The 14,070-nt window shown below is 36.7% G+C and carries 13 protein-coding genes; 8 read left to right on the forward strand and 5 right to left on the reverse strand.

Translation table 11 applies throughout. From position 1 onward, the window contains the following. Positions 1 to 250: 250 nt before the first annotated feature. Together F7984_RS08975 and plsY are read right to left on the reverse strand one after the other, a co-directional pair. On the reverse strand, positions 251 to 1,390 hold the full coding sequence (locus F7984_RS08975) for a CapA family protein (protein WP_140461424.1): 1,140 nt from the start codon (positions 1,388 to 1,390) through the stop codon (positions 251 to 253). A gap of 308 nt (positions 1,391 to 1,698) precedes the next feature. Then, entirely contained in the window at positions 1,699 to 2,307 is a 609-nt protein-coding gene (gene plsY / locus F7984_RS08980) for a glycerol-3-phosphate 1-O-acyltransferase PlsY (protein WP_066103936.1), read from the reverse strand. Positions 2,308 to 2,478: 171 nt separating this feature from the next. Between plsY and F7984_RS08985 the strand changes: the two genes are divergently transcribed. The 4 genes from F7984_RS08985 to F7984_RS09000 all read left to right on the forward strand — a co-directional run bounded on the left by F7984_RS08985 (position 2,479) and on the right by F7984_RS09000 (position 8,526). Continuing rightward, positions 2,479 to 2,889 carry a CoA-binding protein gene (locus tag F7984_RS08985; protein WP_066103933.1) on the forward strand — a complete coding sequence of 137 codons (411 nt, stop codon included), beginning with the start codon at positions 2,479 to 2,481 and terminating at the stop codon, positions 2,887 to 2,889. Between the two features lie 337 nt (positions 2,890 to 3,226). Continuing rightward, positions 3,227 to 5,194: a DNA topoisomerase IV subunit B gene (gene parE, locus F7984_RS08990; RefSeq protein WP_373925479.1), complete on the forward strand. Its 1,968-nt coding sequence runs from the start codon at positions 3,227 to 3,229 to the stop codon at positions 5,192 to 5,194. Beyond that, a complete protein-coding gene (gene parC / locus F7984_RS08995) occupies positions 5,188 to 7,623 on the forward strand; it encodes a DNA topoisomerase IV subunit A (protein ID WP_140461425.1) in 2,436 nt (811 codons plus the stop codon). The genes parE and parC overlap by 7 nt, the downstream gene beginning before the upstream one ends. A 147-nt stretch (positions 7,624 to 7,770) precedes the next feature. Further along, positions 7,771 to 8,526 (forward strand): hypothetical protein, encoded by a 756-nt coding sequence (locus tag F7984_RS09000; RefSeq protein ID WP_140461426.1) that lies wholly within the window; start codon positions 7,771 to 7,773, stop codon positions 8,524 to 8,526. Between the two features lie 218 nt (positions 8,527 to 8,744). On the opposite strand, the gene F7984_RS09005 is transcribed toward F7984_RS09000, so the two are convergent. Next, positions 8,745 to 9,164, reverse strand: a complete 420-nt coding sequence (locus F7984_RS09005; protein ID WP_140461427.1) for a F0F1 ATP synthase subunit C — start codon at positions 9,162 to 9,164, stop codon at positions 8,745 to 8,747. 449 nt (positions 9,165 to 9,613) lie between these two features. Here F7984_RS09005 and F7984_RS09010 point away from each other — a divergent pair, with 449 nt between their 5' ends. The 4 genes from F7984_RS09010 (at position 9,614) to F7984_RS09025 (ending at position 12,287) form a co-directional block, all read left to right on the forward strand. Continuing rightward, the gene (locus tag F7984_RS09010; RefSeq protein ID WP_140461428.1) at positions 9,614 to 10,531 is read left to right on the forward strand and encodes a nucleoside hydrolase; all 918 of its coding nucleotides are present in this window, start codon (positions 9,614 to 9,616) and stop codon (positions 10,529 to 10,531) included. A 170-nt stretch (positions 10,532 to 10,701) separates the two neighbouring features. Continuing rightward, positions 10,702 to 11,151, forward strand: coding sequence for a staygreen family protein (locus F7984_RS09015; RefSeq protein ID WP_066103923.1), 450 nt, complete (start codon positions 10,702 to 10,704; stop codon positions 11,149 to 11,151). An 81-nt stretch (positions 11,152 to 11,232) separates the two neighbouring features. Continuing rightward, complete coding sequence (locus F7984_RS09020; RefSeq protein WP_140461429.1) at positions 11,233 to 11,793, forward strand: YcxB family protein; 561 nt, start codon at positions 11,233 to 11,235, stop codon at positions 11,791 to 11,793. Beyond that, positions 11,790 to 12,287, forward strand: coding sequence for a metallophosphoesterase family protein (locus tag F7984_RS09025; protein WP_139891971.1), 498 nt, complete (start codon positions 11,790 to 11,792; stop codon positions 12,285 to 12,287). The genes F7984_RS09020 and F7984_RS09025 overlap by 4 nt, the downstream gene beginning before the upstream one ends. Positions 12,288 to 12,335: 48 nt before the next feature. Here the strand turns inward: F7984_RS09025 and F7984_RS09030 are convergent, their stop codons facing one another. Then, positions 12,336 to 13,358: an HAAS signaling domain-containing protein gene (locus F7984_RS09030; protein WP_066103916.1), complete on the reverse strand. Its 1,023-nt coding sequence runs from the start codon at positions 13,356 to 13,358 to the stop codon at positions 12,336 to 12,338. Continuing rightward, positions 13,345 to 13,692: a PadR family transcriptional regulator gene (locus tag F7984_RS09035; RefSeq protein ID WP_139891970.1), complete on the reverse strand. Its 348-nt coding sequence runs from the start codon at positions 13,690 to 13,692 to the stop codon at positions 13,345 to 13,347. The genes F7984_RS09030 and F7984_RS09035 overlap by 14 nt, the downstream gene beginning before the upstream one ends. Between the last annotated feature and the right edge of the window lie 378 nt (positions 13,693 to 14,070).

Raw genomic sequence — 14,070 nt, forward strand, 5'->3', positions numbered from 1 at the left:
AAGATAACGATTGGTAACACTCAGTAAACAAAAGGATGTATCACTAGAGTGGTTTAAACTGTTTCAATTCCCACTTTTTATTCGGTGGAAAATTCATCTCTGATAAAGACTCAGTTGCTGTTAGATTATTATTATAATACTCTATAGCCCTTATCCATCTCTTTTAATCTTTTTCTCTCCTAAACTTGAAAAAGAAAAACTGTCCCAATGCAAATTAAGCAAATTTGGAACAGCTCGTTAGTTTAAATTCTTATTTTATGGATGGATGGCTAAGCATAAAATCAGTCAATTTTTCTTTATCGATCTTTTCCTGTCCAAATACATCTTCACTTCCAAACGTATTTATTCTGTAGTCACGGTCGTTTTGATTAGTTACATAGGTTGGAGAGAAGTTTACGTTAGTTACTTCGGTCTCAGTTCCCTTAGTTGACCATTCTTTACGAACGCTAATGGTAACCATACCGCCAATATCTTTATAGTTATTTTTTTGGGCGGAGATGAAGTTTCCTAATGAATAGACAACTAATGTTTTTTTCTGATTGGATTCTATCCATTCAATTGGTTGGAGGACATGCGGATGATGCCCAATAATAATATCTGCACCTGCATTAGACATTAATTTTGCCATTTTTCTTTGTTCATCAGATGGGTTTCTTTGATATTCCAGTCCCCAATGAGCATTAATGAGTATAAGATCCACTTTATCACGTAAATCCTTGATATCTTGCGAGACTTTTTTACCATCTAAGTAATTGACTAAATAATCTTTTCCATCCGGAATAGGAATCCCATTCGTTCCATATGTGTAAGAGAGAAAGCCGATGTTAATACCATTTACGTTCATGATGCGGTCTTGTTTGGCATCCTCTTCATTCTTATGAATTCCTACGTAAGGCATATCAATTTTATTGTAATACTCGATTGCACGCAGAATACCTTTTTCACCTTTATCGAGGGAATGGTTATTTGCTAAGGTTACGAGGTCTATTCCAACGTCTTTTAAGGTGTCCGATATTTCATAAGGTGAATTAAATGTCGGATACCCCGATAACCCCAAGTCACTTCCGGCTGCAATAGATTCCTGGTTGGCAATCGTAAAATCTGGGTTGCTTAGCATGTCTTTTACAGGTGCGAACATATCTGAGAAATCATAACCAGAACCAGTATCTGCATCTTCATATACCTTATCATGCAAAAGTATATCTCCGATGGCTCCAATTTCAGCAGTAGAATGGTAGTTACGTTCAGATAAGAAAACTTCCCTGTTATGGGTTAAAGCTACGTTTTTTTCTTCATAATTATTGAAAATCTCCTGAGTGTTTAGATATATAAGTATACCTATAGCTGCGGTAATGATTAAAAATGATAGGAGGGCTATTTTTTTCTTCATTCTTCACCTGCTTAGTAAATTTTTCTAAATATGAGTACATATTTTTAATATATTCCTACATGTATATTGACACTTTTTAGATTAAAATGCAAAATAAGGTATTTTTCTGGTTTCATATGACTGATAATTTTATACTAAATTATCCGATCGTTTAATCCTATTAGGTAATCAGTCGATAGAGGTCGAGCTTTGTTGTTTGAATATGAGATGAGGTTTTCGGAGGAGAATATTGCTTTTGTATTCTGTTTAGCAAAAATAAAAAAGACTGTTTTTGGACCACTAATCGTGATTCCAAAAACAGTCTTATATCATCGTTTAAACAAATTAACCTTAGGTTCTGTTTTATTAATAATACGTTTGATATTAGCGCGATGGCGATAGAAGATAAATCCTGCCAGGAAGATAATTAGGATTAACATGGAAGGATCTCCGCTAAACATGGCATAAATAAGTGCCACAACTGCAATCAACATAGAAGATAAGGACACGATTTTAGTTAGGTATAAGAATACAAAAAAGCATGCAACTAGAATCACAAATAAAAGTGGATCGTATCCGAGCAAAATACCTCCGGATGTAGCTACAGCTTTACCGCCTCTGAATCCGGCAAATATAGGGTACATATGGCCGATAACTGCCAATAAGCCGCATATCAACGGAATAGCAATCCAACTTGGCCATTGATCAGCTTGTATATTAAATATGTATGGCAATAAGGTGGCCAAAGTACCTTTTAAGATATCTATAGTTGTAACGATAATTCCGGCTTTTTTCCCAAGTGTCCGGAATGTATTGGTTCCTCCTAAGTTTCCGCTGCCATGCTCACGTATATCAGTGTTATAAAAAACTTTTCCTATAATTAAGCCTGAAGGTATTGAACCTAGCAAATAGGCCAATATAAACAAAAAATATAACATATAAACAGTTCCTTTCTTACACTACTGGTTAATATATTTTAACATGTACCTGCAAAAAGAAAATAAAAAAATTATTTTTATTAACTTCCCTATTCTGAGCTGACCGTTTATTCTATAATAGCCTATAGGTATACATAAGGATAAATTTTATTATTGAAAGGGGCTATATTCATGATAGAAAATCCAAGCAGAGATGAAATTGGTCTCCTCTTAAAAAAAGCGAAACGAATAGCTGTCGTTGGTCTTTCTGATAATCCGGAACGGACATCTTACATGGTATCTAAGGCCATGCAGGATAATGGATATGAAATTATCCCGGTCAATCCTTCAGTGGATAGTGTTTTGGGTGTAAAGGCGGTTGCGACATTGAAGGATATTGAAGGGCATGTAGATATTGTCAATGTTTTTCGCCGATCTGAATATGTGATGGATCTGGCTAAGGAATTTTTGGAAATCGATGCCGATATATTTTGGACACAGCTGGGAGTTATTGATGAAGAGGCCTTCCAAATGCTAAAGGACAAGGATTACACCGTCATTATGGACCGTTGCATAAAAGTGGAGCATGCATTAACTAAATAATAAAAAATGGCCACCAATTGCTCGTAAATAGCTCATTGGTGGTTTTATAATGTTGTAGGTAATAAAAACTAATAGTTGTAAAAACACCGAAGATGATACCATAATTAAGATACAGGGACTTATTTTATTTGTTTTTTACAGGGACTGGAAGCCGGGATGTCTCGTATACATAACCTTTATCTAAACTTTATTTGCGAAACGAAAAATAATCTGTAAAAATAGAGCAATAAAGCTTTAGTGTGCTGTTTATACTATCAAGAACATTTGTTCTTGTTTAAGAATATGTATATAATAGAAGTTGTAACGTAAAGAGAGGGGTACATAAGTGGCAAAAAATATAAAACCTATTGACTATAACGAAGATGCCATCCAGGTACTTGAAGGATTAGAAGCTGTCCGTAAACGACCGGGAATGTATATCGGAAGCACAGACACACGAGGCCTGCATCATCTCGTTTATGAAATCGTTGATAACTCCGTGGACGAAGTATTGGCCGGACATGGGGACGAAATTATTGTAAAAATTCATAAAGATAATAGCATCAGTGTAATGGATAAAGGTAGAGGGATGCCTACTGGAATGCATAAAATGGGTAAACCGACTCCGGAGGTTATTCTAACCATCCTTCATGCAGGAGGAAAATTTGGTCAGGGTGGCTATAAGACGAGCGGTGGTTTACATGGGGTTGGTGCATCGGTCGTAAATGCTTTATCAGAATGGCTTGTTGTTACCATTAAGCGTGATGGTTTTATTTATGAACAGCGTTTTGAAAATGGCGGAAAACCTGTAACGACTTTAGAGAAAATTGGTAAAACCAACCAAACTGGAACAACCATTCATTTTAAACCGGATGAGAGTATTTTCTCTACCATTGTTTACAATCGTGAAACCTTAAGTGAACGCTTACGCGAATCTGCCTTTTTATTAAAAGGTTTAAAAATTGAATTACATGACTTACGTACGGATGAAAAAGATGTTTATTATTATGAGAATGGGATTGAGGCATTTGTTTCTTACCTAAATGAAGAAAAAGATACATTGCATCCTGTTGTAAGCTTTGAGGGGACTCATTCTGATATTGAGGTTGATTTTGCTTTTCAATTTAATGATGGATATTCGGAAAATATTTTATCATTCGTCAATAATGTCAGAACAAAAGATGGCGGAACTCATGAAGTAGGAATGAAAACTGCTGTTACACGTGCCTTTAATGAGTATGCACGTAAATCCGGTTTGCTGAAAGAAAAGGACAAAAACCTGGATGGTTCAGATATCCGCGAAGGATTGGCTGCTATCATTTCTGTAAGAATTCCAGAAGAATTATTACAATTTGAAGGACAGACAAAAAGTAAACTTGGTACCAGTGATGCCCGTTCTGCGGTAGATTCTGTTATATCTGAAAAATTATCTTATTATTTAATGGAAAATGCCGATATTGCGACATCCTTGGTCCGTAAGTCGATTAAAGCGGCTCAGGCCAGAGAAGCAGCCCGAAAAGCAAGAGAAGATGCACGCAGCGGTAAAAAACGCAAGAAATCGGAAGCGTTGCTTTCAGGAAAACTTACACCGGCGCAGTCCCGCAATCCATTGAAGAATGAACTATACCTCGTCGAAGGAGATTCTGCCGGAGGGTCTGCCAAACAAGGGCGTGATCGAAGGTTCCAGGCTGTTTTGCCTTTACGCGGTAAAGTTATTAATACAGAAAAAGCTAAGCTTGAAGATATTTTTAAAAATGAAGAAATAAACACAATTATTCATGCTGTCGGTGGTGGAGTAGGATCCGATTTCTCCATCGAGGATATCAATTATGATAAAGTCGTCATTATGACCGATGCTGATACGGATGGCGCCCATATCCAAGTATTATTGCTTACCTTCTTTTATCGTTATATGAAACCATTAATTGAACATGGTAAAGTATTCATCGCCTTACCTCCTTTATATAAAGTTAGTAAAGGAAGCGGTAAAAGAGAAGTTATAGAATATGCTTGGGATGATGATGAATTAGAAGGTACCATTAAAAAGGTTGGAAAAGGATACATGCTTCAGCGATACAAAGGTCTTGGAGAGATGAACGCAGACCAGCTATGGGAGACGACTATGGATCCAGAACAACGTACCTTGATCCGTGTATGCATTGATGATGCGGCACGGGCAGAGAGACGGATTACCACATTAATGGGTGATAAAGTAGAACCAAGGCGTAAGTGGATTGAAGCCAATGTTGCTTTTGGTTTAGAAGAAGATGGAAATATTTTAGAAAATGAGAACTTAACGGTTGCTGGTGAGGAGGAAGTATTATGACAGCAGAGAAATACCGCGATCTCCCTCTTGAGGATGTGATTGGCGACCGCTTCGGCCGATACAGTAAATATATTATTCAAGACAGGGCATTACCGGACGCACGAGATGGATTAAAGCCGGTTCAACGAAGAATCCTTTATGCCATGCATTCGGATGGTAATACCAATGACAAACCATATAGAAAGTCAGCCAAGACAGTCGGTCTGGTCATCGGTAACTTCCATCCTCACGGTGACTCATCTGTTTATGAAGCCATGGTCAGAATGAGCCAGGACTGGAAGCTTCGCCGTGAATTAATTCAGATGCATGGGAATAACGGAAGTATTGATGGGGATCCTCCGGCAGCCATGCGTTATACGGAGGCACGTTTATCCTCTATTGCAGGCCAGCTTTTACGAGATATCGAGAAGAAAACAGTCGATTTTGTACCAAACTTTGATGATACAGCTGAAGAGCCGATTGTGCTGCCGGCTAAATTTCCAAATTTGCTTGTAAATGGTTCAACTGGAATCTCAGCTGGTTACGCCACTGAGATTCCGCCACATAATCTTGGAGAGATTGTTGATGCTACCATCATGAGAATCGATAATCCGGATTGTACAGTTGATGAGCTAATGACTGCTGTAAAAGGACCTGATTTCCCTACAGGTGGGATCATTCAGGGGGCAGATGGAATTAAAAAGGCGTACGAAACAGGTAAAGGCAAAATTGTCATTCGAAGTAAAACGGCGATTGAGTCTTTACGCGGTGGCAGACAGCAAATTACGATAACTGAGCTTCCCTTTGATGTAAACAAAGCTAATCTTGTTAAAAAAATTGATGAATTGCGCCTTGATCGTAAACTTGAGGGTATCTCTGAAGTAAGAGATGAGACCGACCGTACAGGTTTACGGATTGTCATTGAGTTAAAAAAAGAAGTAGACTCTAATGTTATTCTTCAATATTTATTTAAAAATACAGATTTGCAAATTACATATAATTTCAATATGGTTGCCATTCATAAGAAACGTCCGCAGCTTATGGGCATAAAAGCAATGCTGGATGCCTATATTGATCATCGCCGTGAAGTGATAACAAGGCGCTCTGAATTTGATTTGGCAAAAGCTCGTGATCGTCAGCATATTGTTGAGGGACTTATCAAAATGATTTCCATTCTTGATAAAGTAATCGCAACAATCCGTGCGTCTCTCGATAAAAAAGATGCAAAAGAAAACCTAATAAAGGAATATACATTTACAGAGGCACAAGCAGAAGCGATTGTTTCCCTTCAGCTCTACCGATTAACGAATACGGATATTACGGCATTGGAAAACGAAGCTGAAGAACTACGTAAAAAAATTGAAGAGCTGACAACTATCCTTGGCAGTGACAAGAAGTTAATGTCAGTTATTAAAAAAGAACTAAAAGAAGTTAAAAAGGATTTTTCAGATTCACGTAGATCTCTAATAGAAGCTGAAATTCAAGACATTAAGATTAATCTTGAAGTTCTGATTCCAAGCGAAGATGTTATTGTTACGGTCACAAAAGAAGGGTATATAAAACGGACAAGCTTACGATCTTATACTGCTTCAGGCGGCCAGGATTATGGAATGAAGGAAGGAGATAGGCTCCTTCATAAGCTGGATATGAATACAACCGATACCTTGTTGTTATTTACAGATAAAGGTAGTTATATTTACTGTCCGGTTCACTTACTTCCTGATATCAGATGGAAGGATACTGGTCAGCATATCAGTAATATCGTACCGCTTGATAAGAATCAGAATCTATTAAAGGCTATTCCGGTTTCTGATTTTGAAAAAGGATCGTTTTTATTATTTGTTACGAAAAATGGATTAGTTAAGAAGTCTGAACTTGCACTATATAAGGCAACGAGATACTCAAAACCATTAACAGCTATTAATCTTAAGGGAGATGATCAGGTTGTGGATATCCATCAAACAGATGGAAATCAAAACATCTTCCTGGCTACTTCTATTGGGTATGGATTGATGTTCCCTGAAAGTGAAATTCCAACTGTGGGAGCACGTGCTGCCGGTGTTAAAGGTATAAATCTCAAGGACGATGATTATATAGTTGCAGGGAAAGTTTTTGCTGAAACTGATTCATCTATGATAGCGTTGATCACACAGAGGGGCGCTATTAAGAAAATGAAACGAAGCGAGTTTGAAATGACTTCCCGTGCAAAACGAGGAGTTGTTATGTTGAGAGAGTTGAAGAAAAACCCACATCGAGTAGCAGGAATAGAATTTGTAAACGATGTTGATACTATTGTGATTTTGTCGGAAAAAGGCATGATAGAAGAAGTTGCATCCTTCCAATTACGACCTAGTGATCGCTATTCAAATGGTTCGTTCTTTATGGATGAAGGCGAAAATGGACCAATCGTTGAAACATGGGTTAAGACTCCCGAAGTATCAAATTCATAGCTTCAATGTATTTCTATCCAAAAAGCTGTAAACAGTATCATCTGTTTACGGCTTTTTTTCTTTGATTTTCATCAGTTATATGCATAATTAAGTTAAATTCCAGGCAATCTATAATGAATAATCCTATACCTGGGAGTTGATGAGTATATGATGAAATGGATTAATCATTTTATAATTTTTTCGATAGTTGGGTGTTTGCTTCTGCCAGTATCCATAGATGCTGCAAAAAAAGATGCAAAAAGCCAGGAAGTTGAACTTGGTTCTTATAAAGTGGATGTGACAGGAGACGGGAAGAAGGATCAAGTATATTTATATGGTAATCCTTTTGATCAGGAGACAAAGTATTACAAGGAATTCAAGTTGGTAGTAAAAACAAAAAAGGGAACTAAAAAGGAAACGATTCAAGGAGGGTTTAAGCCTGCCGTTAAGTTTCTCGATCTTAATGACGACAGTACATTGGAAGTTCTGATGGAGATTCCAACAGGGGGTAGCGGAGGAGTTAATGATTATTATGCCTTTTGCATCTATAATAATAAAATTGAACTGATTGAGCTCCCCGAAACATTAAATATCAACGGAGCATTCAAAAATAATTATCAAGCCACTGTAATGGTACCAGAAATGAATAAATCCTACTTAATTGATTTAAAAGATCATAAAAAGAAATATGATAAACTCGGGGTTTATCGAAAAGGGAAATTAAGTGAACCATCTGAAACATTAGTAAGTGAATACAAATCCTTAAAGGTAAAAGACATTGATAAAGATGGTCATAAGGAATTGATAGGCATTCAGCAAATTTCCGGCGCATCCGTGGTTGATCGAATCGCTGAGGTTCGATCAAGCTGGGTATATAAAGAAGAACAATGGGTGCTAAAGGATGTTCAAGTGGTGCCAAATTAAAACCTTATCCCACGATCTACGATTTCCTTTTGAATTTAATGAGTGAGCGTGTTTAACAGGATTTATGTTTAAATGAAAAAAGTCTCCTAGTCGGTAGGATTACGTATCCTTTTCGACTAAGGAGGCTCTTTTTATTGCGGAAATTGCTGATATAAATTAAATTGCCTTTTTATACCGCTGACAACCAGTTTTAGGATATAACATCTCCAGCTAGCATTTTATGAATTCATGACAGTAAAACAAGCTACAACAGCTATGGTAGGTATGGCTAATACTAAAGTGACACCCATCATGGTGAGAGTCTTTACTGCTGATTTTAAGTCCACTGGGGTATTCAAATCATTCGTTATTTCAGAGGATGTACCATAGATGGAGATTATATTTAGAATGGTAACTGCACCTACTATAATAAGGGGAAAAATAACGTCAGAATTTGAAGAGGATAGGTTAATAAAGCCAAAAATGATTAAAATAATGGGAATTGCCTCTACAACAGCTACTTTGATAAACATCTTAGTTTGAATGTTTTCTTTTCTTTCTGGGCCATTGACCAATTCCCTGATTGCTGTTCGTACAGCCCAGCTAATTCCAAATGTTGCGATAACAGCAGCTAAAACAAAATAATAAAGAGCTTCCATCAGTAGTACCACCTCAATCAATTATTTTTAAAATAGTCCTATATTAAAAAATCATTCTATTAATAGAATATCACTATTGGATATATTTGTAATGGGATAATCGTTATAGCGAGACAAAATCATTACCTAGCTATTATTTTATATAATGTATTACAATCTAGATAAAAAGTAATTAAAATAGTATATAGATGTAAATCTAAATAAAAATAGTCAATGATATCAGAGTATATGATTAGAATGAGGGGATTTATTAACTGAAAGATTAACTATTTATTAATGATACATATCGTACCCTACGTTTATAAACCATTTGCTCATTTAATTTCGTGTGAAATTTTGTAAAAGGTGTTTTTCGTTTAATAAAGATTGGACGGCCAAACCCATGACATTACATGTAGCAATCATCATACTGGGAAAAAGTATACTTCAGGAGCAGAGGAGAGAACATAATGAAATCGGTTATCTTAGACGTAGATACAGGAATAGATGACGCATTGGCTATAGCTTATGCCGTTCATTCACCGGAATTAGATATAATAGGTATCACTGCGTGTTTCGGCAATATTCCTGTTGAAGAAGCAGTAAGAAACTCGCAAATCGTTCTAGAAAAATTGGGTTGTTTTGATATCCCGGTGTATGCCGGTGCGTATGAATCTCTTAGGCGTGGACCGCGAAAAGTATATGCTCGTCATGTACATGGTGAGGATGGTCTTGGAAATGTACTTAATGGAGAGAAGCCCAGTGAAATACCAGAGGTCCATGGAGTTGATTATCTGATTGAGCAGGTGAAAAACAACCCTGGTAAAATTACTTATATCTGTGTAGGACCGCTGACAAATCTTGCGCTTGCCCTCCAAAAAGCGCCTGAGATAACTGCTATGTTTGATGAAATCATCATCATGGGAGGAGCGGTTTTCTGTAAAGGAAATGTAACGCCGCATGCAGAAGCAAATATTCATTGTGATCCTGAAGCAGCTGACCTTGTTTTCCGCTCTAATCTACCGCTTTTCCTTGTAGGACTTGATGTAACCATGCAAACCCTGCTTAAGAAGGAGGAACTAGCAAACTGGCGGAAGAAGGAAGATGAACTCGGTTCCTTTTTGGCAGACATGACAGAGTTTTATATGGACTTTTATAAGAAGGCCACTCCTGGCATCAAAGGTTGTGCCCTGCACGATCCACTGGCTGTTGGAGTAGCAATTGACAAGAGCTTCGTCACACTGAAGACAGAACCCATCTCGGTGGAGCTCGAAGGAGAAAGGGTAGGGGAAACCTGTCCCAGTGGAAACGAAAGGCCGCTTGTTCATGTATGTGTAGAAGTGGACGAAAAACGTTTTGTAGAACATTTTTTAAATAGAATTATTTGATGTTATATAAGTGGGTAAAGCACTATATGACTGTGAAGGTAAACATCTGGTTTTAACATACCAGTTTACGAGTAAGGAGAAAAATAGCGATCTATTTCATTTGCACCATTTTTAGGCTGATGTCATAGAATAGTAAAAAAAATCTTCTTATTTAAAGGAGTGTTTCAGATATGTCCTTCCAGACAGAACAATTGAGTGTGACCTATATTCCGCCGATAACCCCTTCAGGACCTTTAGAGGGTAGAAAATATACATTGACACATTCTGACTTAACCGGACAGTTGTTTTTAAGCATTGGCTGTGAGATTGATGCACTGAACATCAACTGGGAGATGCGGGATGAAGTTGTAGCTGATTGGCGTATGTTAAACGGACAATTTGTCCTAACAGTTTACATTCATATTAGTAAAGGTGAATTTGATGAACAAAAGGCCCAATCACGTTATGATCATTTTGTAAAGATGATGCCTGTAGCCTTACATGCAATTATACATGGTGATCAAACGCTGTTTGCTTACTATCCATGGTTGCTCGATAGCCCCATTTATGTTCAGTTTTCTTCTATTTATCCGGAATACAATAAGATTGAGTATTATGGGACGGTCCGACATTATCAATGATAATGTCGGCTGTCCTTTTTGTTTGCTGTAATTACCTGTTACAATGAAGTTGAAATGAAATAGAAGATGTGAGGGAGTAAAATGCAATTAACATATGAGCTTAAGCTGACTGATGTAACCAATTTTTATCTCCACATGAACAAACAATCTGAAATAAGCAATCGGAGAATGAGAAATAGACAACTAAGATTATTTTTGATCACTTTATTTATTTCACTAATCCTGCAATTGCTATATTTTCGACCTACTACACCTATTTACTATTTGATCAGCTTATTCATTGCACTCTTACCGGTACTTTTTTATTCATTCTATTTAGAGAGAATAATCAGAAGGAAGTTTAGAAAATTTCATAAAAATAGCAGGGAGCCTAATCTATTTGGTACATACCGCTTATCCATCGGAAAAGGCGGATTAACAGAGATGATTGATGGTGGGTATGAGGTACTCTATGAATGGAAAGATATTAAACAAATTGAAATGCTGAAAAATTATATTTATATTTATACGAATGCCATTCATGCTGTTATTATTCCGGTAAGGGTGTTCGGTACATTAGACGACTGTACCTTTTTTCTGAATGAATTGAAGAGATATATAAAGGAATCAACAAAGCAAAATATCGAGGTGAATCATCGATGAAAATCATTGTGATATCAGATACCCATATGCCCAGAATGGCAAAAGGACTTCCACCGCGTTTAAAGGAAGAATTGAAAACAGCTGATCTTATTTTACATGCTGGTGATTGGCAAACGAAGGATGTATACGATGAACTGCTATCCTATGCACCCGTTGATGGTGTTTGTGGCAATGTCGATGGAAAGGATCTGATTGACCAACTTGGATATCAAAAAATTCTCACATTAGATGGATATCGAATTGGTTTGGTACATGGGCACGGTAAGAAAGGAACTACAGAGGGAAGAGCAATTGAAGCATTTAGCGGAGAGGAACTGGATCTAATTATTTTTGGACATTCTCATATCCCTGTTAATAAAGACATAAATGGGACAATTCTATTTAACCCGGGTTCTCCGACAGATAAAAGACGCCAAACTGAATACTCATTTGGGATTATTCGGATTGAAAAGAGTTTATCGGTTGAGCATGTGTTTTATAAAAATAAGAGATAAGTGTAAAACAAGAAGGATACAGCTTTATCAAGCCTGCATCCCTCTTGTTTACTTTTTCTTTTTTTGCTGATTTTTAGTAGTCTTATAGGCTTTATAAAATGCAAAGCTGCAATCATACACAGATATTAAAATAACAACTGCTAATGTGATGGCTATAATACCTGATGGTAATGTTCCATTTGTAGATTTTTCAAATAATAAATTGAAGCGTTCGATAAAATCGCTATTGTATAAAGTAGTGTCATACAGCATTTTATAAAGGATTGCTATAACAAATGCGCTTTGGACTGTATAAAATATAGCGATATGGTAGGTCCATTTACCCATCATGTATTTCAATCCCGCTAAACTTATTTCTAACACTGCCAAGGCAATTAAAAGGGGGATATACGTTTTCAGAACTTCTTGGTTAAACAAGGAGGCTTGCAAAACAAGCTCGCCATTAACGGTCTCATACCAGCCTAATAGATATTCAGAAAATAATAGAATTAGGATCCATATAATTGTCCAAATGAGTCCAAAGATTGCTTCCCCTTTGGATATTTGATACTTATGCTTTTGAACAGTCCGCCTCTGCAATTGGTCAGTGTTCCATTTTGGCTTTACAAGGGGGATGCTATTTGTTTTATTTGCAATTTTATCTATAAATATAAATGTAATGGTGACCCAGGTAAATACCTGAAATGCTGCCTGGAGGATTCCTATGATAGAATCTGTAAACATGTCAATTAGAAATGATACAACGGAGGAATAACTGGTATAATCCGTAATCCCGCTGACTATATGACCCAATAAAACCAAGCCCGCCATCAAACCAAAAGCTATTAGTAAGACCCGAATATAACTATCATAAAAAATCGGCCCTATAATATATCGGTTATTTCCGCTATAATCGGCAGCAAGAATTCTGGGGTCACCCAAGCTATTCAAAACGTTCTTTACATCATTTTCAGTATAGTTATGTGGCAGCATATCCTCAATATTCCCTTTGAGTTCCAGCGCAATCTCCTCTTTTGACTCTTCTGGTAGCCACTTTGTAACTTCATAAATATATATATCAATTAAACTCATCACATTCATCCTCTCTTAACAATTGTACCATCTGATTAGACGTTTCAGACCATGCTTCCTTTAATTTTTCATAAATCTGTTTGCCATTGTGGCTCAATTGGTAGTATTTTCTCTGTCGATTTCCATTTAACTTCCAATCGCTAACCAGTAAACCTTGCTTTTCTAATCTTCTCAATAAAGGATAAAGTGTGCTGGGATCAATAGTAACATTTTTTTCTTCAAGGGATTGAACGAGTGAGTATCCATATTCGGGTTTTTGTAATTGACTTAAAACTGCCAGAGTAAGTGTACCTCTTCGCAATTCGATAATGAGAGATTGTATGAGTTCATCCAAAACACCTTCACCTCCTAATTCTATAATAGTGTATGGCATACAGTATTGTTAAGCAAATAATATCCAAAAATTGTTACAAGAAGAGTCAAAAAACGACCTTCATAATTGGGTTTTAAGGTCCTCTTTTTTAATTCCTAAGGTGTTTGTATTCTAAACGTTTTTTGTCGAATGTAGGCGATTTATAGCCTTTTTGGGAAATGTGTAGAATTATGATGGATTTTACCATTAATAATTAAAAAATTCCGAATGTAACAAAGGACTTGAATTGATACATTCGAAAACTGATTAAATCAAGGTTTACAGAAGGTGTGGAATTGAAAAAATCTTGTGTTTGAATGGCCTCTTCACGTACAATAAGAGATGGGAAGAAGGGGGACT

The sequence above is a fragment of the Pradoshia sp. D12 genome (genome assembly GCF_008935075.1).
GTDB lineage: Bacteria > Bacillota > Bacilli > Bacillales > Pradoshiaceae > Pradoshia.

Bases quoted from the DNA above. Each gene is read 5' to 3' on its own strand.
- F7984_RS08975 (WP_140461424.1), bottom strand. From the start codon at position 1,390: ATGAAGAAAAAAATAGCCCTCCTATCATTTTTAATCATTACCGCAGCT.
- plsY (WP_066103936.1), bottom strand. From the start codon at position 2,307: ATGTTATATTTTTTGTTTATATTGGCCTATTTGCTAGGTTCAATACCT.
- F7984_RS08985 (WP_066103933.1), top strand. From the start codon at position 2,479: ATGATAGAAAATCCAAGCAGAGATGAAATTGGTCTCCTCTTAAAAAAA.
- F7984_RS09000 (WP_140461426.1), top strand. From the start codon at position 7,771: ATGATGAAATGGATTAATCATTTTATAATTTTTTCGATAGTTGGGTGT.
- F7984_RS09005 (WP_140461427.1), bottom strand. From the start codon at position 9,164: ATGGAAGCTCTTTATTATTTTGTTTTAGCTGCTGTTATCGCAACATTT.
- F7984_RS09010 (WP_140461428.1), top strand. From the start codon at position 9,614: ATGAAATCGGTTATCTTAGACGTAGATACAGGAATAGATGACGCATTG.
- F7984_RS09015 (WP_066103923.1), top strand. From the start codon at position 10,702: ATGTCCTTCCAGACAGAACAATTGAGTGTGACCTATATTCCGCCGATA.
- F7984_RS09020 (WP_140461429.1), top strand. From the start codon at position 11,233: ATGCAATTAACATATGAGCTTAAGCTGACTGATGTAACCAATTTTTAT.
- F7984_RS09025 (WP_139891971.1), top strand. From the start codon at position 11,790: ATGAAAATCATTGTGATATCAGATACCCATATGCCCAGAATGGCAAAA.
- F7984_RS09030 (WP_066103916.1), bottom strand. From the start codon at position 13,358: ATGAGTTTAATTGATATATATATTTATGAAGTTACAAAGTGGCTACCA.